Raw genomic sequence first — 24,350 nt, forward strand, 5'->3', positions numbered from 1 at the left:
GCCGGCGACTCGACCGCCGCGTCGGAGTCCCGATCGGAACCCTGCGCCGGGTCGGAATCCCCACCGGAGCCCGACGTCGATCCGGCGTCCCCGCGAGTTTGCGTCCCGTCGTCCCGAACGCAGCCGGCGCTGAGAGCGACCCCACACGCAACCAGATATCGTCGACGGCGCATACTCGAGGAGTCGAGCCACCCCGCCAAGTCAATTTTGCAGGCAGTACCGACACTCGAGTCGGACGGAGTGTCGCCTCGGGTGGAACACCGGCCCGCGAAGTCACTCCTCGGATCGCGAGGGATCGGGGTCGGGGTCGGTGACGAACGCGAGCAACTCGTCGTCGTCCACCTCGAGGCCCTGCCGGCGGAAGAAGGCGGCGACGTTCCGGCAGTCGCGCTCGAGGAAGTCGCGGCTGTTGGGGTGGTGCACGGTGACGGCCTGGCCGAGGTCGATCACGACGAGGTGGCCCTCGTGGACGACGACGTTGTACTCGCTCAGGTCGCCGTGGATCAGGCCGGCGGCGTAGAGCCGGCGCATGTACTCCCGGACGACCTCGTAGGCCGTCCGCGGGTTCTCGACGTGCACCTCGCCGAGGCGCCTGGCTCGCCCGTCGAACTCGTCGCCGATGTACTCCATCACGAGGACGTTCCGCTCGGTCGCGATCGGGTCGGGGACGCGGACGCCCGCGTTCGCCGCGCGCTTGAGGTTCGCGTACTCCTTTTTCACCCACGCGAGGACGACGTCCTTCTTCCGGCCGCCCAGGCCCTCGAAGCGGGGATCGCCCTCGAGGTAGTCGCGCATGTGCCGGAAGTTCGAGGCGTTGATCCGGTAGACCTTGACGGCGACCTCGCGGTCGTCTCCGAGCGCCTGGTAGACGTTCGCCTCCTTGCCCGTCGAAACGGGTCCGCCGAAGGCCTCCACGTGGCCGTCCTGGACCAGTTTGTACAGCGCCGCGAGCGTCGCGTCGTCGAACACCGACTGCTCGACCTTGAACTGGTCCGCGTCGGTGATGCGCTTTCGGAACTGCTCGAACTCGCGGTCGCGCTTCCTGGCGATCCGGTCGGCCTCCGTGTCGGAGACGTCGATCTCCTCCCACTCGTCGCCCGGCGTCTCCGCCTCGTCGGGGTCGATCAGACCGAACTCCGTTTCCGAACCCATCTATCGGAACGTAGGGTCCCGAGCGGGTAAAAGGGTCGGTCGCGGGGCTCGAGGCCGACCTCGACTTCGACCCCGGATTCAGACTCGAGACCGACTCAGGGCGCCGGCGGCGCCCCCTCGTAGGCGCCGTGGTCGTTGTAGAAGTTGAGCATCGCGAACTTGAGCTTCTGCGGGCCGATGTCGATCAGTTCCTCGCGCTCCTCGTAGGGGAAGGTGCCGTTGACGCTGTACTTGCCCAGGTCGCCTTTCGCCGACCGCGAGTAGCGCCGATCCAGCAGCGCGCGCACGCCGACGTCCTCGGGCGAGCGGATCACCCGACCCAGCGCCTGTCGAGTCTTGCGGACCGTGGGGATCTCGACGGCGTAGCGCCAGCCGGTGTCGGTGCCGTCGAACGCCGCGTCGTAGGCCTCCTGAACGGCCTCCGCCCGGTCGTCGAGGTGGGGGTAGGGGACGCCCACCACGAGGACGGTCCGGGCGTCGTCGCCGTCGAAGCTCACCCCCTCCGCGAGGGTGCCCCACAGCGACGTGAGGAGGACGGCGTCGTCGTCCGCGACGAACTCCCGACGGAGCTCTTCGACCGACGTTCCCGGCTCGTCGAGGTAGAGTTCGGACTCGAGGTCGGCCGACTCGAGGCGCTCGGCGTACCTGCTCGCCTCGCCGTAGTTGGGGAAGAAACAGAGGGTGTTCCCGGGCGTGAAGCGGACGGCGTCGCGGATCGTCCCCGCGACGGTCTCCTGGACCTCGGGGTCGTCGCGCGCGGAGGCGAACAGGGGCGGCGTCTCGACGGCGTAGGTCCGGCGGTTCTCCTCGGGGAACTGGATGCCGTAGGCCATCGTGACCGGATCGGAGAGGCCGAGCACGTCCTCCGTCACCTCGAACGGCTGGACGGTCGCGCTCATCAACACCGTCGCGTACACCTCCTCGAACAGTCGACCGGTCACCTGCCGGGGGAGGCACGAGTAGAGTTCCGCGCGGCCGTAGACCTCGCCGGTCCCCGTATCGCGGCGGACGGAGACGACGGGGTACAGCCCCTCGTTCGTCCCCTCGTTCATCCACGCGTTCACGAACGCCGCGGCCTGCAGGGTCTGGCACTCCGTCCGGGTGGCGGTCTCACCCTCGCGGTAGGCCTCCTCGTACTCCTCGTCGAGGCGCTGACCGAGCTTCGTCGCCGCCTCGAGGTCGCCCTCGATCCCCTGGCCGGAGTACCGCTGGAGGAAGGCGAGCGTCAGGTCGTCCCGGCGGTCCTCGTTGCCGATCGGGACGTCCTCCCAGTTCTCGCCGACGCGCTCGCGGGCTCGCGGCCCCCGGCCGCTCGCCTTCTTCGAGGCGTTCCACGCCTCGCTCTCCCCGAACCCGAACGAGTCCTCGTAGGTGTCGACGAGGGCGTTGCGGAACGCGGCGAGGACGTTCACGGCGTCGTCGGCTCGCGGATCGTCCGTCTCGGCGAGCTCGTCGAGCGCCTGGTCGAAGGTGCGCTCGGAACACGTCCGCGTCGCGTGTTCGCGGGCGGCGTCTTCGACGTTGTGAGCCTCGTCGAAGACGGCGATGACGTCCTCGGGGTCCCGACCGAGCCACCGGAAGAACTGCTCGCGGATCATCGGATCGAGCAGGTGGTGGTAGTTGCAGACCACGAGGTCGACGCCCTCGATGCCCTCTTTCAACAGCTCGTAGCCGCAGAGGTGGCGCCCCTCGGCGTACTCGAAGATCTCGTCGGGCGTGCGCACGCCGTCGAACAGCCAGCCGAAGAAGTCGTCCGTCGCCTCGAGTTGCGTGAGGTTGTTCCGGTAGTACTCGCAGACGTTTTGCTCCTCGAGGTCCTCGATCCGGTCCTCGAGATTCTCGAGTTCGTCCATCACGGCGCTGCGGGCCTCCGCCGCGGAGCCGTCGCCGCCCCGGCTCTCCTCCAACAGTTCGCCCTGTCGGCGCTCGAGCTGGGCCTTATCGCCCTCGGCGTCGACGAGCGCGCGGGTGTTGTCCCGCAGGGCCTGACACTCCTCGTAGCCGACCTCGATGTGGCACATCGAGGCCTTCCCCTTGAGGACCACCGCCCGGATGGACTCCTCTCGGGAGATCGCGCGGGCTTCGGCGACGAACTGGCGCATCTGCTGGTGGACGTTCGTCGTGATGACGACCGTCTTCCCCCGCTCGCGGGCGACCTCGAGGGCGGGCACGAGCGACGAGAGGGTCTTGCCGGTCCCGCAGGCGCCCTCGAAGAGGACGTCCTGCCCGCGGGAGAGGGCGTTGTAGATGCGGTCCATCGCCTCGCGCTGATTCTCGTACGGCTGGTCGTACGGGAAAAAGCGCATGTACCCGGCTATCTCGGACACGGTGAGAGAGTGGTTCCCGAACCGATAAAAACGTTCGTCTCACGCCCCCTCGAGCCCCGGGTCGGTCGAGGGCCGCTTCGGGTCCGCGGGCGTGACAGTCAGGATCGTCTCGAGACGAACCTATGAGGCTCGAGCGCGTACGTCACCCCGTGTCTAACGACGACTCGCTCGACGACCTGCTCGACGAACTCGACGCCCACGGCGACCTGGAGACGGCCGAACAGGTGCTGTCGATCCGGATGGAGAAGCGCCGGTACGGCAAGCCGGTGACCATCGTCGAGGGGTTCGACCTGCCCCGGTCGGAGGTGCAGTCGATCGCCTCCGACCTCAAGAGCGCGATGGGAACCGGCGGGACGGTCGACGAGGGGCGGATCGAACTCCAGGGCGACCACCGCGACCGGGTGCCCGCGCTGCTCGAAAAGCGCGGCTTCCAGGTCCGGGACTGACGCGCGACCGAGCCCGCCTCGAGGTCCTCCTCGGCCGCGGCGGCGACAGTGGCGGCCACGAACGGCGGACGACGGTCGGCGCCGGGAAACGCCGATGGTACGCCGCTCGATCGCGACCCCCGTCGACTAACGCCGAGAGAACATCGCTTTTCCCACCTTCTGGTGAGCGTCGCGCGCGGAAGGATCAAGGGACCGCCCCCGATCCGCCTCGTCGCGCGATGCTCTGACGGCGACCCCGGAGCGAACCGCCCCCACCACCACATATAATATCGTCGGCGCTAAAGATAGGTTTAGAGATGTCTAAATCTTTGCTCGACTCACCCGCTGCGGGCGGTGAGCGGGCGTGAACGAGTTGCTCGCAGTCTTTCTCGAGACCCTGCGCGCCGGCTACGTGCAGGTGAGCGTCTTCGTCGCGATCACGGTCCTCGCGTTCGGCCTCCTCCAGTACCGGACCGGCGGTGCCGCGCTCGCCGCGCTCGAGGACAACGAGCGGTTCCAGCCCTTCTTCGGCGGCCTCCTCGGGTTGACGCCGGGTTGTGGCGGTGCGATCGTCGTCATGCCGCTGTACGTCCGCGGGAGCGTCAGCTTCGGCACCGTGGTCGCCACCCTCGGCGCGACGGCGGGCGACTCGGCGTTCGTCATCCTCGTGCTCGCCCCCGAGGCCGCCCTCTACGCCTACGCGATCGCCTTCGCCGCCTCCGTCGTCACCGGCTACCTCGTCGACACCGTCGGTCTCGGCGTCACCCGCATCGACGCCGCCGTCGCGAAGCTCTCGCCCGCCGCGACCGACGGCGGCACCCCCGTCGCGGCCGGCGGCGGTGCCGTCCGGCCCAACCCCACCCACGACTACCCCGGGAAGCCGCCGACCCACGCCCACCGCGAAGGGCCGGATCGCACCTCTCGAGTGCTCACGCCGCTCTCCCACGGCGCTCACGTGGCGTGGTGGGGCACCGCCCTCGCCGGGCTCGTCCTGGGGACGCTCTACCTGCTCCGGGGCGGCCCCGAGGTCGACCTGACCCTCGGGTTCGGCTTCGACGGCCTGTTCACCGCCGTCGGCATCGCCGGCGCGGTGCTCTCGCTGTACCTCTACGCGGTCGGCCGCCACTACGTCGGCGAGGGGCAGGTCGCCCGCGCTCGAGACTCGTTCTCGTCGGTCTACGACACGCTGACCCACGCGGCGATGGAGACCAGCTTCGTCACCGTCTGGGTGCTCGTGGCGCTCGCGGGCTACGAGTACGCCGTCTTGCTCACCGGCTTCGACGTCACCGCGCTGGCTGCGTCGGCCGGAATCCTCGCACCCGTCGGCGCCGCGGTCGTCGGGCTCATCCCCGGCTGCGGGCCGCAGATCGTGCTGGCGAGCGTCTACGCCGAGGGCGGCCTCCCGTTCTCCGCGCTGACCGCCAACGCGATCAGCCAGGACGGCGACGCGCTGTTCCCCCTGCTCGCGATCGACCCGAAAGCCGCGATCGTCGCCTCGATCTACAACTTCCTGCCCGCCGTCGTCGTGGGGATCGCGCTCCACCTGCTGTGGGCGCCCGTTTTCGGCATGCGGGAGTTCGGCTTCGGCGTGCTCTGATCGAACTCGAATCCCCCCATCTCAACCGGGGCACACCCCATAACTATACCCGGCGTCGGTGTGCGATCCCCATGGCACAGTCAGACGAACCGTCGTCGGGTGACACCGACGGCCACGACCACGACCACGCGCACGCTCACGCCCACGATCACGCGGAGCACGGTCACGAGGGGCCGGGTTACGCGACGCCGCAGGCGGCCATCGAAGAGGGTGACCGGGAGGAACTCGCCTACGTCATGGGCCTCTACGTCGGGACCGACGTCGACGCGTCCGACTTCGTCGCCGTCGTCGACCTCGATCCGGACTCCGAGACCTACTGCGAGATCGTCGACCGCGTCGAGATGCCCGAGAAGGGCGACGAACTCCACCACTTCGGGTGGAACGCCTGCTCGTCGTCCTGCCACGTCGACGGCCTCGAGCGCCGCCACCTGCTCGTCCCCGGCCAGCGCTCGTCTCGGATCCACGTGATCGACGCCGCCGACCGCCGCGACCCCGAACTCGAGACGGTCATCGAACCCGAGAAGGTGTTCGAACACGACCTCTCGGCGCCACACACGGTCCACTGCGTCCCCGAGGGGAAGATCCTGATCAGCATGCTCGGGGACGCCGACGGCGAACTGCCGGGAGGCTTCCTCGAGTTGAACCACGACTTCGAGGTCGAAGGCCGGTGGGAGCCGCCGGGAGAGATCGAGATGAACTACGACTACTGGTACCAGCCCCGCCAGAACGTGATGGTCTCGAGCGAGTGGGCGGCGCCGAAGACGTACTACCCGGGGTTCGACCTCGAGGACGTCGAGGAGGGCAAGTACGGGCGCAGGCTCCACGTCTGGGACTGGGAGGAGGGGACGGTCGAGCAGACGATCGACCTCGGCGAGGAGGGCCTGATTCCGCTCGAGGTGCGGTTCCTGCACACGCCGGAGTCGACCCACGGATTCGTCGGCGCCGCGCTGTCGTCGAACGTGTTTCACTTCTGGAGGGACGAGGAGAGCGCGGCGCCACGCGCCGCGGAAACGGCGAGCGGTGACGAACCGCGAGCCAGCGGTGAGTACCGCGCCGAGAAGGTCATCGACTTCGAGTCCCGCGAACACGAGGACTGGGACATGCCGGTCCCCGCGCTGCCGACGGACATCCTGATCTCGATGGACGACCGCTACCTGTTCGGCTCGAACTGGCTCCACGGGGAGGTATGGATGTACGACATCTCCGATCCGGCGAACCCGCGACGGGCCGACTCGCTCTCGGTCGGGGGCCACTTCGGCGAGATTCAGGAGGTCCAGGGTCGCGATCTGGTCGCGGGCCCCCAGATGCTGCAGCTCTCGCTCGACGGCGAGCGCCTCTACTGGACCACGTCGCTGTTCTCGAGCTGGGACAACCAGTTCTACCCCGAGGAGGGCGAGCGCGGATCCGTGATGCTGAAAGCCGACGTCGATCCCCGAAACGGGACGATGGACCTCGACGAGGAGTTCCTGGTCGACTTCGGCGACCTCCCGGCGGGACCGGCCCGCGCCCACGAGATCCGGTGGCCCGACGGCGACTGCACGAGCGACGTCTGGCAGTGACGGCGGACGACGTCGACGTCGCGCTCGAGTGGCCCGGGGCCGACGGCCGAACGCGGACGGTCGCGGTCCGATCCGACGAGACGGTCGTCGAGGCGGCCGAACGCGCCGGGATCGGGATCCCGTACGGCTGTCTCACGGGGGCCTGTGGAACCTGTACGGGACGGGTGGTCGAACCGGATGCACCCGTCGACGAGCTGTTCGACTATCGGCGTTCCCCCAGGGCGCTCAAACCCCGCCACGAGGCCGACGGCTACGTCCTGCTCTGCATCGCGACGCCGAAACGGGAGTGTCGCGTGCTAGTCGGCTCGAGCGTGCTGGCCGAACTCGTCGAGAATCCGTGGAAGTAGCGTCGAATCCCACGAACTGGAGTCGTTCGACCGTCCGAAACGGACAGGAACCGGACGACACGACGGCGGTCGCGGCCCCGGTGTCAGTTATAATCCAGATCGCAGTCGCGTACAGCCTTTTCCCGCTGTCCTTCCTAGAGACGGGCGTGACAACATCGAGCGCGAGACGGCGAACGGGGATCGAACCATGAGTAGCCACGACGTGATCCTCGAGTGGCCGGACGGCCGGAGCGATACCGTGACGGTCGAACCCCGGGAGACGGTGCTCGACGCGGCCCTTCGGGAGGGAATCCGACTCGCGTACGACTGCCGGAAGGGGACCTGTACGGCCTGCGTGGGCCGAGTTCGCTCCGTCGACGGCGACGCGGACGGGGACGAGGACGGAGACGGCAGAGCCGAACCCGGTGAGGCCGACGGAGGGTCCGGCGATCGGCAATCGGTCGACGCCGCGAGGGCCTTCGACTACCGCCGTTCGCCCATGGCCCTGACGGAGGAGGAGCGAGCGGACGGCTACGCGCTGCTGTGTATCGCGCTGCCCCGGGCCGACTGTCGCGTGTCGGTCGGGCCGATGATTCGCGCGGAGATCGGCGACAGTCCGTGGGGGTAACGACCGATCGTCGACGCCGCGGTCCGGATCGGTCGAACGGGGCGGGTGAGGCCGGTCGCGCCGGTCGCGCCGGTCGAATCGGTCGACGTCCGCGACGCGATGGGCTCGCGGGCCTGCCTCCCCACCCTCGAGAAGATCGATGAGAAGAACGTCGACGTCGGTGACACCGTTCGGGTCCGGCGTGCCGGGGCGAGTTAGAACTCCTCGGCCGGCGGCGCGATGCCCTCGTCCTCGCCGCCGTCCAAGTCGAACTCCTCGCGCACCTCGCGGATCCGATCGCGGATGTCCGCCGCCAACTCGAACTCGAGATTACTCGCCGCCTCCTGCATCCGCTCCTCGAGTTCGGCGACGTACCGCGCGGCCTCGTCGTCGTCCTCGAGGTCCCTGCCGGCGACGCCCGACGTGTCCGTCTTGCTGCCGGGCAGGTTCGACTCGCTGACCGCCTTCTCGATCGTGGTCGGTTCGTAGCCGTGTTCCTCGTTGAACTCCTGCTGAATTTCGCGGCGGCGCTGGGTCTCCTCGATGGCCGACTCCATCGCGTTCGACGGGTCGTCGGCGTAGAGGATTACCTCCCCGTGGACGTTGCGGGCCGCCCGACCCATCGTCTGGACGAGCGTCGTCTCGCTGCGGAGGAAGCCCTCCTGGTCGGCGTCCAGAATCGCGACGAGGCTCACCTCGGGGATGTCCAGGCCCTCTCGCAGGAGGTTGATCCCCACGAGCACGTCGATCTCGCCCAGCCGAAGGGAGCGGATGATCTCGTGGCGCTCGAGCGTGTCCGTCTCGTCGTGCATGTACTCGACGTTCACGCCGGCCTCCTCGAGGTACTCGGTGAGGTCCTCGGCCATCCGCTTCGTGAGCGTGGTGACGAGGGTGCGCTCGTCGCGCTCGATCCGCTCGTCGATCCGGTCCATGAGGTCGTCGATCTGGCCCGTGGCGGGCGCGACTTCGACTTCGGGGTCGACGAGGTGGGTCGGGCGAACGATCTGTTCGACGATCCGCTCGCTCTCCTCGCGCTCGTAGTCGCTCGGCGTGGCGCTGACGTAGAGGCTCATGTCCGTCTTCTCCTCGAACTCCTCGAACGTCAGCGGCCGGTTGTCGTAGGCCGTGGGGAGGCGAAAGCCGTTCTCGACCAGCGAGTCCTTCCGGGACTTGTCGCCGGCGTACTGGCCCCTGATCTGGGGGAGGGTGACGTGCGATTCGTCGACCACCGTCAGGAAGTCGTCCGGGAAGTAATCGAGCAGGGTGTAGGGGGTGTCGCCCGGGTCGCGGTCGTCGAGATAGACTGAATAATTCTCGATGCCCGAGCAGTAGCCCGTCTCGGCCATCATCTCGAGGTCGAACGTCGTCCGCTCCTCGATGCGCTGGGCGGCGATGAGGTCGCCCTTTCGCTCGAAGTACGAGATTCGCGAGTCTAAGTCCTCGCGGATCTCCTCCATCGCCCGCTCGAGTTTGGCGTCCGGGATCGAGTAGTGCTCGGCCGGGTGGACGAGCACGGCGGGTTCCTCGCTCTTGACCTCGCCCTCGAGCGGGTCGACCTTGACCATGCGGTCGATCTCGTCGCCCCAGAGTTCGACGCGAACGGCGTAGCGGCCGTACATCGGGAAGATCTCGATCGTGTCGCCGCGCACGCGGAAGGTGCCCTGGGTGAAGTCGACGTCGTTGCGCTCGTAGTTCAGGTCGACGAGACGTTTGAGCAACTCGTCGCGGCCGACCTCCTCGCCCACCTCGAGGCGCAGGGACATGTCCACGTAGTTGCGCGGGTCGCCGAGGCCGTAGATGGCGGAGACGGAGGCGACGACGATGACGTCCTCCCGCGTCAGGAGGGAGCGGGTCGCGGAGTGGCGAAGCCGGTCGATCTCGTCGTTGATCGAGGCGTCCTTGTCGATGTAGGTGTCCGTCTGTTCGACGTACGCCTCGGGCTGGTAGTAGTCGTAGTACGAGACGAAGTACTCGACGGCGTTGTTCGGGAAGAGGTTCCGAAACTCCTCGTAGAGCTGGGCGGCGAGCGTCTTGTTGTGGGCGATGACGAGCGTCGGCTTCTGGACCTCCTCGATCACCCACGAGACGGTGTTCGTCTTCCCCGAGCCCGTCACGCCGAGCAGGGTCTGCTTTTCCATCCCCTCCGCGTAGCCGGCTGCCAGCCCCTCGATGGCCTCCGGCTGGTCGCCCGCGGGGTCGAACGGCGCGTCCACCTCGAACGGCTGGGCGGCGTCCGGACGGTCCGGCTGCAGTGGGCCTCGCGTGTCGCTCACAGTGGTCGGAGTGAGGGGCCGGAGGCACTTGACGGACTCGCTTGGCCGCCGATCGGCGCCCTCGAGAGCCGAAACGGAGCGCTCGGCGTCCCCGTTCCGCCGGTCGTACCCGGACGTGGACGTCCCGATTCCGTCGGCCCCGCTCGGGCGGGGACCTCCCGAAGCCGGCGCCCACCCTCAGACCGGGACCTCCCGACCCTGCCGGTCGGCGTAAGCGTCGAGGACCTCCCGGTAGCGGTTCTGGACCGTTATCGCGCTCACGTGGGTCGCCTCCTCGACCGCCTCCTGGGTGAGGGCCTCGTTGGTCAGCCGGGCGGCCGCGTACAGCGCCGCTGCGGCGATGCTGGCCGGACTCCGGCCGCTGTGGAGCGCCGCCGCCTTCGCCGCCGCGAGCAGCTTCCGGGTAAGTCGCTCGGTCTCCTCGCTCACCCCCGCCGCGGAGGCGAACTGCGGGACGTACTGGAGGGGATCGGCGGGCTCGAGCTGGAGGCCGAGCTCGCTCGAGAGGTAACGGTAGGCCCGCTGGACCCGCACCTTCTCGACCCGGCTGACGGTCTCGAACTCGACGAGCGTCCGCGGCGTGCCGTGCTGGCGCGCGGCGGCGTAGAGGCTGGCCGTCGCCATCCCCTCGATCGTCCGCCCCGGCAGGAGGTCCTCCTCGACGGCCCGTCGGTAGACGACGCAGGCGGTCTCCCGGCACGAGCGGGGGATGCCGAGCGCCGAGGCCATCCGATCGATCTCGCCGAAGGCGTGCTTGAGGTTGCGCTCCTTCGAACCCTTCGCGACGAACCGTTCGTCCCACGTCCTGAGCCTCCCGAACAGCGCGCGCTTCCTCGCCGAGAGGCGGTTGCCGCGGGCGTCCTCGTCCTTCCAGTCGATCGTCGTACTGAGGCCGTTGTCGTGGCGACGCTCGGTTACCGGGGAGCCGACGCGACGTCGCTCGCGGCGGTCGTCGGCGTCGACCGCCCGCCACTCGGGGCCGCGGTCGACGACGTCCTCGTCGACGACGAGCCCGCACTCGCCGCAGGCGAGCTCGCCGCGCTCGTCGTCCGGAACGACGCGGCCCGCACACTCTGGACAGACGGCGTTCGATTCGGATCGAATCGTCCGGTCGGCCGTCCCCTCCTCGCGAACGGAATCGGAACCGGAGCCGCGCGCGGGAGGGGCGACCGTGACGCGAGTCTCGTTCATGATTCGACGGGATGGATACCGGAATTCGCCCGGAGAGAGCGTGGTCTACGAGCACCTTTTCGTGAGACCCGCATGAATCCGAAACCGGATTCCCAGCGAGTAAGAACGGTCCGTCGCTTCAAGGTCGAACGGCGCCGGCCAGACCCGGGTCGATCGCGCGGCGGTTCGCCTGCACCTCCCTGCCGCACCGTTTTGCCGCGGTTCGTGGGAGGATCCCGCATGTCCGCAACCGAACTGCAGCAGGCGCACGAGGAACTCGAGCGGGCGGTCGAAACGGCCGACGACGACGTACGCGACTCGGTGCGCGAGGTCGCGGACGCGTTCGGCGACTACGCCGAGGGCGACAGGGAGGCGGATCACACCCTCCTCGACGAGCACCTCAACACGCTCCGGCAAGCCGAAGAGCGCGCCGACGGCGAAACGGCGGAGCACATCGATACGGCGCTCGAGCGCGCCGAGGAGTACCGCGAGAATCTGGATCGGGCCTGACCGTCCGGCGGCTGGTGTCGACGGAAGCCGACTCGTGCTCCCGATTCCGGCGACGGACCGCGTCGAGAAGCGGCACCCTCCCGCTCGAGTCGCGTCCGCGGCGTCGTCGCGGTCGGCGAGGGGTGCGCGCCGCTCGACGCCGTCGAAGAACTCGCTTCCCGTCAATCGGTGCAGACGCACTCGTGACGAATTCTCGAAAGACTGACGACGTATCCGTGTATGAGAACCGCCAGTTCGGTGACAGCCTCAGCTCGTTTTCGGGTTGCGAGACCGTCCTGATAGTAGGTTTGTGCTCGGTTCGTCCGCCAGAGATCGACGAGCCGCGAGGCGACTTCGTCGCCGACGAATCCAACCTTCGCGCTCCGTTCGATGGCGGTCGTGTGTGACTGCGGCGGATTGGCGAGGTCGTGATGGCCTTCGTGGATCAACCAAAAGAGGAACGTCTTCTCGATCGATGTGAACCCCGCTTCGATAGCGAGCGTGTAGTAACCATCGTCGAGCAACTGATCCGCCCCAGACAATGATCGACACGCCTTTCGAAGCTGGACGAGGCCGGCGTCGGAGACATCCAGGCCACGCTCGCGTTCTTGGCCACCGAGGCGAAACGCTTCCTCGGCATCGGCGAGTTCCGGTTCGACGTCGTCCCGTTCGATCGGCACGCTCACACCTCCTCCGAGTCATCAGTCTCGTAGACGGCGGTCAGCACCTCTCGAAGGTTGTCACTCCGGTGTACGATCACACCTTCATCGAAAATCTCGCGGAGCTTCGATCCGTACTGAGCCGCGCTCTTCGGCGTTTCGACGAGGACCTCGTACTCGTATCGATCCCCGTCGAACGTTCGTTCCTCGAGATCTCGCGCCACGCGGGTGGCAACGCGACGGCCATACGTGTGTGTTCCGTCGAGGACGACGAGCAGGTCGATATCGCTCGCACGGTCCGCTGTCCCGCGAGCGACGCTGCCGAAGAGGACGACCCCCACGATCGTCGATAGTTCGCTCGAATCTTCGACGTGGTCTCGAAGTTCATCGACGAACGTTCGAACAGGCTTGCGATACTCCGCCTGTGGAATCGAAAGGATCGGATCGGGTTTCCGAAGGTGATCGTGATCGATCCGGACGCGCGACGGACGGTCGTCGTCGACCGTGACGACTCCGAGTCGTTCCAGGAGAGCTACCGATCGAGACACGGTAGAGATGTCCGCCCCCGTCATCGCTGCGAGCTCCTTCCGCGTGAATTCCTCGACCGGTTCGTTCACGAGGTGGTGGAGGATGTCCTGCATCGCCTGATACCTGAAGACCCGCTCCTCCGGAAAGGGAAAGTCGAACACCACCCCCGCATGAGTTTGCATGATATGCAAACTTTTGCACGATGTGCAAAAATCCTTCTGGTCGACGATCCACTGTCTTCCCACTACCTGCTCGCGTCCGCAAAGCCTCCATCGAACACCGTGCGACGATACATCGCAACGACGAGTCTTCGGAATGGGCCGTTTTACTCGAGCCGATCCAGCACCGCCTCCTTCTCGTAGGCGAGCGTGAGCGAGCGCGAGCGACCGCGGCCGTCGATCTCGGCGTACTCCGCGTCGATCAGGCCGAGCTGATCGAGCTTGTTGACGATCTCCGAGTAGCGCGTGTAGCCGAGGTCCGTCTCCTCGCGGAAGACCTCGTAGACCTCGCCGGCTTGCTCGCCGTCGTGGGTGGCGATCACCTCGAGCAGGGCGCGCTCGGAGTCGCTCAGGCTCGAGAGGCTCTGGGAGAGCGAGACGTACTTCGAGGTCTCGTAGGCCTTCTCGACGTCCTCGCGCTCGACGGCCCGGCTGGCGCGCATCTCGGCGTTCAGGCCGGCCCGCCGGAGCAGGTCGATCCCGACGCGGAGGTCGCCGCTCTCGGCCGTGAGGTCGCCGACGTACTCGAGGGTGTCCCGCGAGATGACGCCGTCGTGGAAGCCCCGCTCGACGCGCTCGGCGAGGATGTCGACGATCTCGGGCTGGTCGTACACCGGGAAGTAGACGTCCTCCGGGCGGAAGACGCTCTGGACCCGGGAGTCGAGTTCGTCGATCACCGTCAGCGTCGGATCCGAGGAGACGACGATGACGCCGATCTTGGCGCCGGGGTACTCCTCGTGGGCTCGAAGCAGCGAGTAGAGGGTGTCGGAGGCCTCGTTCTCGTAGAAGAGGTAGTTGACGTCGTCCAGCGCGACCACGAGGACGCGGTCCTCCTCGACGAGTTTCTCGGCGATCTGGCCGAAGAGCTTCTTGAACGAGATGCCCGAGGAGGGCGGCTCGTAGTCGAAGGTGCCCTCGAACAGCCGCGAGAACACCGAGTACCGGGTGGCGTTGACCTGGCAGTTGACCCGGATCGTGCGCACGTCGCTCGTCTGGGCGCCGATCTCGTCGAAGAGCTTCTGGATCGCGGTCGTCTTGCCCGTTCCGGGCGGACCGCGGACCAGCACGTTGAGGGGGCGGGACCCGCGCACGGCCGGTCGAAGCGCGTACGTGAGGTTCCGCGTCTGACTCTCGCGGTGTTTGAACGTCTCGGGGACGTAGTCGATCTCGAAGACGTGCTCGTTCCTGAACACGGATTCGTCCCACGACAGCATCCCCCCCTCGTCGTCTGCCATCACTTTCACCACGCTCTCGAGGATACTTAGTCCTTTGGCGCGCCGCGTGAACGTCACCGATTCCGAACGAACGCCGAGCGGACGGAACCGGGCGGCCCCGAGGCGGCGAACGGGCGATCGGCGTCGAGAACCGATCAGCGCACCGCCGCGCGCCACGCCCGTCCGCCGAATCGACCACCCGCCGAACGGCGAATCGGTCACTCACAGCCTTCGATTCGGTCCGAACCCGTCCACACCGAAAACGTTAATTGTCGTTGAAAAGAGTAGTGTGGTAACTATGCCCGCACCGAGTCGACCGGACGAGATCCCCGACTTCCTGCTCGAGCGGTTCGACGAGTACGACCCGCGGACGCTACGAGCGATCGGCACCTACGCGCAAAAGCAGGCCTACACGGCGCCCGAGGAAGTCCCCTCGTCCACCGTCCAGTCGCTCGCGCTGCAGGACGACGCGACGCTCGCGGCGATCGGCGAGTACGTCGAGGCCGTCGCCGACTTCCTCGAGGAGCGGGACGCGGAGTCGCTCGCCACGGTGAGCGAGGACGAGGGGGAGCCGAACGAGGAGTCGTGGGGACACCGCCAGATCCGCAACTGGCACGGCTTCTGACGGGCTCACGCGGCCTCGACGCGCTCGAGCCACCGCTCGAGGTCCGCGGGCGGGATGCGGCCCCGGTGGGAGAGGCGCGCGTGAGCGCGCGCCAGTTTCGCCGCCTCCTGGTCGCGATCACAGCGCAGCTCGAAGGTACAGTCCTCGCGTGGACACTCGAACTGGTACGACATACCACCACGAACTGCGCGCGCAACCGAGGTAAGTGACCGCCCTTGCATACCCCGGGCCCGTCCGGCGATTTCGGGCGATCGGGGTCGGTTATCGTCGACTCCCGTCGAACACCGTCGGGCGACGCTTAGCGGTAGACGTCCTCGTTACGCCTCCGGAACTCCCGGAGGGCGATTCGCGCCCGGCGCCTCGAGACGAAGCCGAATCCCACCGCGGGACAGGCGTCTCGGACGCACTCCCAGCGGTAGGTTCTCGTCGACGGATCCCGCTTGATCCTCGTCTTCGCGTCGCAGCGCGGACACTTCCACCCCCACCGCACGTCGCCCGGGTGCTTGCTCGAGTCGGCCATACAGGTTCGTTCCGAGGCGTTCGACTCCCGGGAGAAGAGTCCCGACCTGAAATTGGTCGGCGTTTACGTTCCTCGCGGCCACCGGTTCCGACTCAGTCGAACTTCTCGAGCAACCGGTCGTAAAACCCCAACTCGCTGTCGCCCGCCAGCTTCTCGACGATCAACTCGGGCGTCGACCGCGCGAGGTGGTCCTTGACGGGCGAGCGGTTCACCTCGAGTTCGCCGTTGACCAGCCCCACGGCCTCGATTCCGTCGACGGTGACGTCGAAGCCGGCCATCTCCCGGATCTCGTCGGCGAGGTGGGAGACGAACACCGCCGTCGCGCCGTTCTCGTGTAAGGCCTCGAGAATGCCGGCGATGATCTTCGCCGACGCGCCGGGTTCGGTGATGCTCTCGAGTTCGTCGACCAGCACGAGCGAGCCCTCGCCGCCCTCCGCGAGGTCGGCGAACTGCCGGACGGTCGCCTCGAACGCGCCGGCGTCGAGCGTGCCCTGCGTTTTGGCGTGGTAGTGGAGGTCGTCGAACCGGCGTAGGGTCACCTGGTCGGCGGGAACCGGCAGCCCCATGTGGGCCAGCACGACGACGCTCGCGACCAGGTCCAGCGTCGAGGTTTTCCCGCCGCTGTTGACGCCAGAGAGCAGGGCGACGCCCCGGACCTCGTAGTCTACGGGGTCGATCTCGGAGAGCGGTTCCTCGAGCAGCGGCGAGCGCCCCCCTTCGATTTCGAATCCGACGCTCGACCCCCCGGTACCGTCGCCACGCTCCTCGTCGGCGTCGTCCCAGACGAATTCCGGCATCGTACACTCGAGGTCGCGGGCGAACCGCGCGACGGCGAGTTCGACGTCCAGCTCGAGGGCCTCCCGGACGAGCGTCTCGGCGGCCTTCCGTCGGTCGGCCAGGTCGGCCGCGAGTTCGCGCTTGAGCCTCGCGGCCCGGCGCTCTTTCGTCGCCGTCAGCTCCTCGCGCAGCCGCGAGAGGGCGTCCTCGTCGCGCTCGACGGGGAACGTCGGCTCCTCGCCGAAGGCGCGGCGGGCGAGTTCGGCCTCGCCCGGATCGAGGTCGAGCGCGTCGACCAGGTGCTCGCGGGCGGTCTCGATCGCCGCGGCGTACTCGTCGGCCAGCTCCCGCGAGAGCAGCGAGTCGACGCCCGCGCCGCGCTCGACCAGCGAGAGGAGGTCCGCCCCCTCGATGGTGACGTCCTGCTCGCGGATCGCCTCGCGCAGGCGGTCGTTGGCGACGCTCTCGGCCGTCCCCGCGGCCGCGTCGAGGTCGTCCACCGCGGTCGTCAGCCGGTCGAGTTCCTCGTCGCCGGCGACGGTGCCGTCCTCGGAGAGGCGCGCGAGGCCGTCCTCGAGCGCCTCTAGGTCGGACTCGTCGAGGCCGTCGAGCGACGCGAGGTCGGCCGCGCGGTGGACGTGGATCGCCGCCCGAATCCGGTCGCGGTTGCGCGCGAAGAAGGCGAGCGGGCGCTCGGGAACGACGTCGGCCGGGTTCTCGAGCGCGTCGGGTTGCACCTGGACGTCGCCGTCGACGGCGACCCCGGCGAACTCCTCGTCGAGGGCGACCACGGTCGCGTAGCCTCGAGCGAGTTCCGCCAGCCCCTGGGCGTCCTCGACCACCTCGACCGACAGTTCGGGAATCGCATCGCGCGCCTGGGCGTACCGCTCGGCGTCGGTCGTCGCCAGACAGCGCTCGCGAACGCGGACGTCGCCGGGTCGCTCGAGGGGTTCGACCCCCTCGAGCGCCTCCCGAACGCGGGGATCGGGGTCGCGCTCGATCGCCGCTTCCGTGAACGCCCGCACCTCCTCGATGCGCGAGCGGCAGGGACTCGGGTAGATCGTCTCGAGGCGCTGGGCGGCGTAGCGGGTGACGGTGCGGGCCTGCAGCAGGGAGAGGAGGTCGCGGTAGATCTCGCGGGCCCGATCGGTCGCGAGAAAGCCGCCGGGGTCGCCGTGCTCGCGGCGGATCGCCCCGCGCGCGATGCGGGCGGCACGTCCCTGGGTGATCCCCGGAGCCCGCGCGATCGCCGCCACGTCGCCGCTGCGAAGCGCCCGCTCGGGGTCGTCGAGTTCGGCCAGTGCGCGGGCGGTCTTCTCGCCGACGCCCGGAATCGACTCGAGTTCCATCGACCGGCGTATCCCATCCGAGCGAGAAAAACCATTGGGTCGGCGCGGGGCACGCGGTGACACGGACCCGAGGGGCCCCGACGGTCCCCCGGCTCGCCTCACTCGCGTTTCCACGGCAGGTGGGGTATCCGAAGGATGCGGCGGCCGACCCCGCACCCGATCGCGAGACGGTGACGACACTCTGTTACGACGCCGCCGGAATCACGAGGACGATCGACGTGCGAGGTCGATCCCGCTCGGTTCGCGCGGCGGCTCCACCTCGAGACGTACGCCCACCGCGGCGGCACCGGGCTGACGTTCTACGACGGTCCCGTGGGCGAGTTCTTCGCGCCTCGAGCGGCGGGACAAACGCCGATGTTCCCCTACACGATGGGGCGGCAGGCCGGTCGGTGACGTCGCGGTCGCTGAAGCGCTTCGGCCACATATAAACCGATCCGCCTGTATCTGGCACACATGTGCGTCACACGTACGCCGACGCCGACGCGGACCGCGACGGCCGTCCGGCCGACGACGATCCCCGGCCCCTCGAGGGCCGCAGCGCGGTCGCCGGACGCCGCGAGGTCCTCGGTCCCCGAGTGCTCGACGCGCGCCCCCTCCTCGAACCGCCCCGACTCCCGAGCGCCGCGACGGAGGATCGCGAATGGGGTATGACCTCGAGGAGCGGGCCGTCGACGGCCTGGAACTCCTCCGGATCTACGCCTACGGGCTCTGCATGGGAACCGCGGACGCGCTCCCGGGGGTTTCCGGCGGAACCATCGCGCTGTTGCTCGGCTTCTACGGCCGGCTGCTCGCCGCCATCACCGCGTGGACCCCCGGTCGGCTCCTCGCGGTCGCCCGCGGCTACGATCCCGGGCGTCGCGAGCGCGCGCGGGAGGCGCTCGTGGAACTCGACCTCCAGTTCCTGTTGCCCCTCGGCGTCGGCGCGGTGACCGCCCTCGCGACCGTCGCGGAACTCGTCTCGACGCTCGCGGAGACCCACCCCGTCGCCCTGTTCGGCTTCTTCACCGGCCTGATCGGCGCATCGGCGATCGCCCTCTACCGCACCCTTCGGATCACCTCGCCGACCCACGTCGCCATCGCGGTCGCGGGCGTGGCGTTCGCCCTGCTGATCTCCAGCGGCGTGATCCAGCTTCCCGGGAGCGGTCCCGGGATGATCGTCGCGTCCGGGGCCCTCGCCGTCAGCGCGATGATCCTCCCCGGCATTTCGGGTTCGCTCATCCTGCTCCTGCTGGGTCAGTACGTCTACCTCTCCTCGGAGCTGAGCGACTTCCTCGGGGCGCTGAGCGGGGTGCTCGGCGGCGGCACCCTCGAGGCCGCCGTCGGACCCGGAACCACGGTGGCCCTGTTCGTCGTCGGCGGCCTGGTCGGCCTCCTCTCCGTCGCCCGCGTCGTCCGCGCGGCGCTCGACCGCTACCGCCAGCCGACGCTCGTCTTTCTCGTGAGCCTCATCGCCGGCTCGACCCCCGCGCCGCTGTGGAACGTCGGCGAGACCCACGCCTGGACGACCGAAACGGTGCTCGCGGCGGCCGTCTGGACGCTCGTCGGCGCGGTCGTCCTCTTCGCGCTCGACGCCCTCGTCGGCGGCTTCGACCCCGAGTGATCGAACCGCCGGGGCCCCGGCCGGGGCCCCGCCGCTTGCGGCTCCCAGCACCGTCGTTATCCCGCGTCCGGCCCTGTTCCGGATATGGCACTCAGTAAGCTGCTCCGATCGCCCGGCACGCGGCTCCTGACCGTCGGTTCGCTGTTCGTCGAGGCCAAGCGCGCGTTCGAACGCGGAAACCGAGCCAGGGCGGCGGGGCTGGCCGTCCTCGCCGTCCTCTCCTGGAAGTTCGCGCTCATCGGCCTGGGCGCGCAGGGCATCCTGAAGCTGGTGCGGTCGGCGGGAGGGGGACGGACCCCCGCGGATGGCTGAGCGGACTCGAAACAAAGCGATACGGAGCGAAGTGGCGCACCCTCCGTCGGCCGCGCCCGACAGTACGTTGGTTAGGGGCGTCGACGTACTCGCCGCGTGTTCACCGCCGTACCACCCTCGGCCGCGTCGGTAAGAACAGAGGGGCGTCGGAGACGGGACGAACTCACTCCCCGCCGTCCGCGTCCTCGTGCGACTCGGAGACGTTCTCCGACTCCGACTCCGACTCCGACTCCGCCGACGACTGGACCTCGTCGAGGTCGACCGGGACGTCGAGGCGCTCCTCGTTCACGACGTCCTCGAGCGTTCCCTTGTCGGTAACCGCGGCCAGTCCCCGGTCCTGCACCGCTCGCTCGAGTCCCTCCGCGTCGATGGCCGACGTGACGGAGTCCGTGTCCGCGTTCGTCGACGATTTGAGGGCGCGCCGAACGATCACGTAGCCTGCGAGCGCGACCCCGCCGGAGGCGACCGCCCCGGGGACGCCGTATCGTTTGTAGCCGAACGTCACCGCCTTCTTGCCGAGCGTGTAGGCGCCGAACATGGCCCGAGTTCGGGCCCCGCGTCGGAAGAGGCTGGTGCCTTCGGGACCGAGCGGCGCGACCGGGAACCACTCCGGCGCTAGTTCCCGTCGCCGTACTGGTACTCCCGCTCGGGGTCCGTGACGCCCTCCGTACGGGAGCCGACCCAGGCGCCGACCGAGAGGCCGTAGATCAGGTGGCCGGCGTGGAACAGCGCGAGTTCGTCGGCCTCGAGGCGGATGTCGAGCAGCCCCTTCATGACGACCTGGACGCCGAACGCGGAGAGGGCCAGTCCGTAGACGGCTCCCCAGACGAGCCCCCGTTGTTCCGGTTCGATGGAGCGGCCGGCGTCGTAGAGGGAGAAGAGCACGCCGAAGACCGCGCCCCCGCCGATCCCGTAGAGCAGGTGGAGGACGATGCCGGCGATCCGGTGCTCGCTCGGATCGCCGCCCGAGACGTACTGCGACCAGAAGTTGGCGGAAGGGGGCAACGACCGCAGGATGGGCAGGCGAAAGGCGGTCATAATTAGCGTCCCGACGAACCCGGCTTGGACGCCCCGAACCGCCGCGTCGAGGACGTGTTCCTCGCGCGGACGCCCGTCGACGTCCTCGGTGTGCCCTTCGGTCTCTCCGATCGATCGCAGGCGGCGCAGTGGGTCGGATACGGCCATGGTTTCGTTGCCGGCGCTACCACGGACGGCTCCTTAACGTCTCGGCGCGCGGTGTACGGCCCGCTCGAGGGGCCGGAACCGTACGGTCGTCGGAACGGAGCGACGAGCGCGCCGAACGCGGCGATCCGACCGTCGCGACGGCGACGAGGCGCTTTTCCCCCTCGGGTTCGAACGGAGCCGTATGACGACTGTCGAGGCGAAACTCGAGGCCGCCCGGGCCGACCTCGCCGAGCGCGACGGCGTACTGATCGCCTTCTCCGGCGGGGTAGACTCGAGCGTGGTCGCCGCGCTGGCCCGCGACGCCCTCGGTGACCGGGCCGTCGCCTGCACGGCCAAAAGCGAGACCCTCCCGGAGGCGGAACTCGAGGAGGCCAGGCGCGTGGCCGAGGAGATCGGCATCCGCCACGAGATCGTCTCTTTCTCCGAACTCGAGAGTGACGACTTCGTGCAGAACGACGAGCACCGCTGCTACCACTGCCGGACGATGCGTCTGGGGGAGATGTACGAGGCGGCCCGCGAACTCGGCGTCGAGACGGTCTGCGACGGGACGAACGCCGACGATCCGGGCGCGGGCCACCGACCCGGCCTGCGGGCGGTCGAGGAACTCGACGTTTACTCGCCGCTGCTGGCCCACGACATCTCGAAGGACGAGGTGCGCGAGATCGCCGAGTACTACGGCCTCTCGGTCGCCGACAAACCCTCGATGGCCTGCCTCTCCTCGCGCATCCCGACCGGCCTCGAGGTCACCGAGGAGCGACTCACCCGGGTCGAGCGCGCAGAACGGGTCCTGCGCCAGTGGGGCTTCGAGCAGTTCCGCGTCCGCGACCACGACGGCCTCGCCCGGATCGAGGTCTCCCCGGACGAATTCGAGGACGCGCTGGATCCCGCGTTCGTCGAGGCCGCCCGGGACGAACTCTCCCGGATCGGGTTCGACCACGTCACCCTCGACCTCCACGGGTACCGGACCGGGAGCGTCAGTCCCGAGGGAGAGGACTCCGAAGCGAGCGAAGCGGGGAGCCCGGTGGAGAGGACGAAACGCGAGACGGACGAGGGTCGAACCGCGCCGGCGGAGGAGTCCGAGGCGGACGGCCTCGAGTCGCCGACGACGACCGATTGACGGGGGCGCACTCGACCATCGTCGACTCCGAACCCCATTTGCGAACGAACGTCCACACTACGACCGCCCATCGGCCATAGAAGTATTCGATAAGTCAGAAACTGATAGTTCGTCCGGGAATATTGCGCTATACGATACGGGCGTAGTCCTCCGTCGAGTATCACCCACCGATGGACGCGGACGCGCCGCCTGACTGGGACGAAGAGGAACGTCGGACGTACACCCCCGCCGGAAGCGACCGAGAACGCGAGTACCGGATCTACTTCCACGAATCCGGGGATCTGCGCCTTCGGGTGGCCCCCGCCTCGCTCGACGGGGAGGACCACCCGGGCTACCGGCTCACGGCCACCACCTATCCGGGACTGGAGTTCTCCGAGACGATCGCCGTCCGACGGGTGCTGACGTTCGGCCGCTGTGCACAGATCGCGACCCGCTTCATGCAGCTCTTTTCGGCGAGCTACGACGGGCCCGGCTCGCTCGAGGACGCCCTCGACTACGCCCACGAGCGCACGCGGGAACACCGGTGACAGACCCCGCGAGCGCCGATATCCGAGCTACGTCGCGACCGTCCGTTCCAGCTCGCCGACCGATTCGTCGGTTCCGGCGATGACGACGACGTCGTCGGCCTCGATTTCCGTCGACGCGTCCGTTCGAAAGGCGCCGTCGCGTTCGACGCCCACGACCACCCAGTCGGCGTCGCGGTCGAGGTCGGTCTCGCCGCCGGCGTTCGCGTCCTCGAGCGTCCGGCCGGCGAACGGGTCCCCGTCCGTGCGGACGAGTCGGACCTGACCCACGGGGGAGACGGTCTCCTCTCCGTGGACGTCGCGGGCGAGAAGCCGCGCGGTGGCTCGCTGGATGGACAGCGCGTAGTCGGCGCCCGCCTCGAAAGCGGTTCGCACCTGCCCGTCCTCCGTCACCCGCGCGAGGATCTCGACGTCCTCGGCGAGCGAGCGGGCGAGCGCGATCGCCAGCAGCGCGGTCGCGTCGTCGTCGACGGCCACGATCAGCGCCGTGGCGTCCTCGATCCCGGCCGCCTCGAGCGTCTCCGGGTCGCCGACGTCCCCGACGACGTCGACCTCCTCGCGTTCCTCGACGTCGATCGCGGTGACCGCGGCGTCGTCCGGCAAGGCGTCGATCGCGGCGCGGCCGCCCTCGCCGGTGCCCGCGACGATCACCTCGGAGGGGTCGCGAGCGGTGAGCACCCCCGGAACCGAAACGGCGTCGCGAGCCTCGTCGATCACCTCCGGCGGGCCGGCGACGACCAACACGGCGTTGGGCGTGAGCCGGTCGGTCGGCGCCGGCGGGAGCCGGAGTTCCCCGTCGATCCAGCCGGCAACCAGCGTGATGCGCGGGCGTTCGAAGAAGGGCGTCTCGCGCACCTCGACCCCGTGGAGCGGGCTCTCGCGGCGAACGAGAAATTCGCCGACCTCGACCTCCTCGCCGACCGAGGTTCCAGAGGGAACCTCGGCGCCGGGCGTGGCCTTGTGCGCGAGCCGACGCCCGATCAGGACGTGCGGGGAGACGACACGATCGACGCCGATCCGCTCGAGCGCCCGGTTCCGCCGCGACGATTCCGTCAGGCTCACGACCCGGAGGTCCTCGTTCAGGGCGTGCGCGTTCAGCACGACGCTGGCGTTCCGGTCCCCCGCGTCGGTGATCGCGAGGGTCGCGTCCTCGATGGACGCCTCCCGGAGGGTCTCGGCGTCCTCCGGGTCGCCCACGATCGCCTGGTAGCCGGCGTCGGAGAGGCGCTTCGCCTCGTCCTCGTCCGAGTCGATGAGGACGTAGTCGATCCCCAGCCGCTCGAGTTCGTCGAGGAGGAGCTCGCTGTCCTGACGGTACTCGCAGATCACGACGTGGTCGTCCTTCGGCGTCAGCCGATCCGCGAGGGAGACCGGCGTCCGCTTGAACAGCGGGATGATCAGCACCCTGAGCGTGAAGAAGCCGATGGCGATCCCCGACAGCTGCATCCCGACCACGAGGGCGTTCATCCAGGGCGTCTCCCAGGGGGCGTCGGCGCCGTAGCCGGTGGTCGTCATCGTCTCGACGACGGTCTGGAACGACCGGAAGATCGAGTGGTGATCGTCCTCTAAGGTGTGCATCCCCCAGTTGTAGACGACCGTGAAGAACAGGATGACCGCGGCGAGTCCGAGCGCGTAGAGGACGATGAGCCGCTGGCGTCTCGACAGGTCCTCGAACGAACGAACGTCGGGAAGGTCACTGAGGGCCTTCACGAGCGGGCACCGGGGTTCTCGACGCTAGGGATTCGAGGACCAAAACGGGCGGAGTTGCGCCAGAAAGCCGCTCAAAGCCGAGCGGAC

24 protein-coding genes and 1 pseudogene are annotated in these 24,350 nt (G+C 68.7%); 12 read left to right on the top strand and 13 right to left on the bottom strand.

What is annotated here, in order from left to right; genetic code table 11:
* Positions 1 to 273: 273 nt before the first annotated feature.
* A complete protein-coding gene (gene rio1 / locus RJT68_RS18290; RefSeq protein ID WP_407037958.1) occupies positions 274 to 1,152 on the bottom strand; it encodes a serine/threonine-protein kinase Rio1 in 879 nt (292 codons plus the stop codon).
* Positions 1,153 to 1,247: 95 nt separating this feature from the next.
* Entirely contained in the window at positions 1,248 to 3,458 is a 2,211-nt protein-coding gene (locus RJT68_RS18295) for an ATP-dependent DNA helicase (RefSeq protein WP_407040408.1), read from the bottom strand.
* Between the two features lie 143 nt (positions 3,459 to 3,601).
* Here RJT68_RS18295 and RJT68_RS18300 point away from each other — a divergent pair, with 143 nt between their 5' ends.
* The 6 genes and pseudogenes from RJT68_RS18300 to RJT68_RS18325 all read left to right on the top strand — a co-directional run.
* Positions 3,602 to 3,925 (top strand): SUI1 family translation initiation factor, encoded by a 324-nt coding sequence (locus RJT68_RS18300; protein ID WP_407037959.1) that lies wholly within the window; start codon positions 3,602 to 3,604, stop codon positions 3,923 to 3,925.
* A 343-nt stretch (positions 3,926 to 4,268) separates the two neighbouring features.
* Entirely contained in the window at positions 4,269 to 5,501 is a 1,233-nt protein-coding gene (locus tag RJT68_RS18305; RefSeq protein ID WP_407037960.1) for a putative manganese transporter, read from the top strand.
* A 71-nt stretch (positions 5,502 to 5,572) separates the two neighbouring features.
* Complete coding sequence (locus RJT68_RS18310; protein WP_407037961.1) at positions 5,573 to 7,060, top strand: selenium-binding protein SBP56-related protein; 1,488 nt, start codon at positions 5,573 to 5,575, stop codon at positions 7,058 to 7,060.
* On the top strand, positions 7,057 to 7,407 hold the full coding sequence (locus tag RJT68_RS18315; RefSeq protein WP_407037962.1) for a 2Fe-2S iron-sulfur cluster-binding protein: 351 nt from the start codon (positions 7,057 to 7,059) through the stop codon (positions 7,405 to 7,407). Before RJT68_RS18310 ends, RJT68_RS18315 begins: the two co-directional genes overlap by 4 nt.
* Positions 7,408 to 7,594: 187 nt before the next feature.
* Positions 7,595 to 8,014: a 2Fe-2S iron-sulfur cluster-binding protein gene (locus RJT68_RS18320; protein WP_407037963.1), complete on the top strand. Its 420-nt coding sequence runs from the start codon at positions 7,595 to 7,597 to the stop codon at positions 8,012 to 8,014.
* 3 nt (positions 8,015 to 8,017) lie between these two features.
* Positions 8,018 to 8,203 (top strand): annotated as a pseudogene (locus RJT68_RS18325) (hypothetical protein); the annotation flags it as partial.
* Positions 8,204 to 8,208: 5 nt separating this feature from the next.
* On the opposite strand, the gene uvrB reads toward RJT68_RS18325, so the two are convergent.
* Positions 8,209 to 10,266: an excinuclease ABC subunit UvrB gene (gene uvrB, locus RJT68_RS18330; RefSeq protein ID WP_407037964.1), complete on the bottom strand. Its 2,058-nt coding sequence runs from the start codon at positions 10,264 to 10,266 to the stop codon at positions 8,209 to 8,211.
* Positions 10,267 to 10,443: 177 nt separating this feature from the next.
* A complete protein-coding gene (locus RJT68_RS18335; protein WP_407037965.1) occupies positions 10,444 to 11,457 on the bottom strand; it encodes a transcription initiation factor IIB in 1,014 nt (337 codons plus the stop codon).
* Positions 11,458 to 11,676: 219 nt separating this feature from the next.
* Between RJT68_RS18335 and RJT68_RS18340 the strand changes: the two genes are divergently transcribed.
* Positions 11,677 to 11,946, top strand: coding sequence for a DUF7553 family protein (locus tag RJT68_RS18340; protein WP_407037966.1), 270 nt, complete (start codon positions 11,677 to 11,679; stop codon positions 11,944 to 11,946).
* Positions 11,947 to 12,107: 161 nt separating this feature from the next.
* On the opposite strand, the gene RJT68_RS18345 is transcribed toward RJT68_RS18340, so the two are convergent.
* The 3 genes from RJT68_RS18345 to RJT68_RS18355 form a co-directional block, all read right to left on the bottom strand.
* Positions 12,108 to 12,605 (bottom strand): hypothetical protein, encoded by a 498-nt coding sequence (locus RJT68_RS18345; RefSeq protein WP_407037967.1) that lies wholly within the window; start codon positions 12,603 to 12,605, stop codon positions 12,108 to 12,110.
* Between the two features lie 2 nt (positions 12,606 to 12,607).
* The gene (locus RJT68_RS18350) at positions 12,608 to 13,294 is read right to left on the bottom strand and encodes a nucleotidyltransferase domain-containing protein (RefSeq protein WP_407037968.1); all 687 of its coding nucleotides are present in this window, start codon (positions 13,292 to 13,294) and stop codon (positions 12,608 to 12,610) included.
* Positions 13,295 to 13,437: 143 nt separating this feature from the next.
* Positions 13,438 to 14,565: an ORC1-type DNA replication protein gene (locus RJT68_RS18355; protein WP_407037969.1), complete on the bottom strand. Its 1,128-nt coding sequence runs from the start codon at positions 14,563 to 14,565 to the stop codon at positions 13,438 to 13,440.
* 277 nt (positions 14,566 to 14,842) lie between these two features.
* Between RJT68_RS18355 and RJT68_RS18360 the strand changes: the two genes are divergently transcribed.
* Positions 14,843 to 15,169, top strand: coding sequence for a hypothetical protein (locus RJT68_RS18360; RefSeq protein ID WP_407037970.1), 327 nt, complete (start codon positions 14,843 to 14,845; stop codon positions 15,167 to 15,169).
* Between the two features lie 5 nt (positions 15,170 to 15,174).
* On the opposite strand, the gene RJT68_RS18365 is transcribed toward RJT68_RS18360, so the two are convergent.
* The 3 genes from RJT68_RS18365 to RJT68_RS18375 form a co-directional block, all read right to left on the bottom strand.
* Positions 15,175 to 15,342, bottom strand: a complete 168-nt coding sequence (locus RJT68_RS18365) for a hypothetical protein (RefSeq protein WP_407037971.1) — start codon at positions 15,340 to 15,342, stop codon at positions 15,175 to 15,177.
* 125 nt (positions 15,343 to 15,467) lie between these two features.
* Positions 15,468 to 15,689 (bottom strand): hypothetical protein, encoded by a 222-nt coding sequence (locus RJT68_RS18370; RefSeq protein ID WP_407037972.1) that lies wholly within the window; start codon positions 15,687 to 15,689, stop codon positions 15,468 to 15,470.
* Positions 15,690 to 15,781: 92 nt separating this feature from the next.
* A complete protein-coding gene (locus RJT68_RS18375; protein WP_407037973.1) occupies positions 15,782 to 17,815 on the bottom strand; it encodes a MutS-related protein in 2,034 nt (677 codons plus the stop codon).
* A 640-nt stretch (positions 17,816 to 18,455) separates the two neighbouring features.
* Between RJT68_RS18375 and RJT68_RS18380 the strand changes: the two genes are divergently transcribed.
* Both RJT68_RS18380 and RJT68_RS18385 read left to right on the top strand, forming a co-directional pair.
* Complete coding sequence (locus RJT68_RS18380; RefSeq protein WP_407037974.1) at positions 18,456 to 19,415, top strand: DUF368 domain-containing protein; 960 nt, start codon at positions 18,456 to 18,458, stop codon at positions 19,413 to 19,415.
* Positions 19,416 to 19,499: 84 nt separating this feature from the next.
* A complete protein-coding gene (locus RJT68_RS18385) occupies positions 19,500 to 19,727 on the top strand; it encodes a hypothetical protein (RefSeq protein WP_407037975.1) in 228 nt (75 codons plus the stop codon).
* A gap of 163 nt (positions 19,728 to 19,890) precedes the next feature.
* Here RJT68_RS18385 and RJT68_RS18390 read toward each other — a convergent pair whose 3' ends face one another.
* Positions 19,891 to 20,265, bottom strand: a complete 375-nt coding sequence (locus RJT68_RS18390; protein ID WP_407037976.1) for a hypothetical protein — start codon at positions 20,263 to 20,265, stop codon at positions 19,891 to 19,893.
* Between the two features lie 77 nt (positions 20,266 to 20,342).
* Positions 20,343 to 20,912, bottom strand: coding sequence for a DUF6789 family protein (locus tag RJT68_RS18395; RefSeq protein ID WP_407037977.1), 570 nt, complete (start codon positions 20,910 to 20,912; stop codon positions 20,343 to 20,345).
* A gap of 181 nt (positions 20,913 to 21,093) precedes the next feature.
* Here RJT68_RS18395 and larE point away from each other — a divergent pair, with 181 nt between their 5' ends.
* Positions 21,094 to 22,029 carry an ATP-dependent sacrificial sulfur transferase LarE gene (gene larE / locus RJT68_RS18400; RefSeq protein WP_407037978.1) on the top strand — a complete coding sequence of 312 codons (936 nt, stop codon included), beginning with the start codon at positions 21,094 to 21,096 and terminating at the stop codon, positions 22,027 to 22,029.
* A 170-nt stretch (positions 22,030 to 22,199) separates the two neighbouring features.
* Positions 22,200 to 22,556 (top strand): hypothetical protein, encoded by a 357-nt coding sequence (locus RJT68_RS18405; RefSeq protein ID WP_407037979.1) that lies wholly within the window; start codon positions 22,200 to 22,202, stop codon positions 22,554 to 22,556.
* Positions 22,557 to 22,583: 27 nt separating this feature from the next.
* On the opposite strand, the gene RJT68_RS18410 is transcribed toward RJT68_RS18405, so the two are convergent.
* Entirely contained in the window at positions 22,584 to 24,131 is a 1,548-nt protein-coding gene (locus RJT68_RS18410; RefSeq protein ID WP_407040409.1) for an NAD-binding protein, read from the bottom strand.
* Positions 24,132 to 24,350: the final 219 nt, after the last annotated feature.

Source organism: Halovalidus salilacus, from assembly GCF_031852275.1.
GTDB lineage: Archaea > Halobacteriota > Halobacteria > Halobacteriales > Natrialbaceae > Halovalidus > Halovalidus salilacus.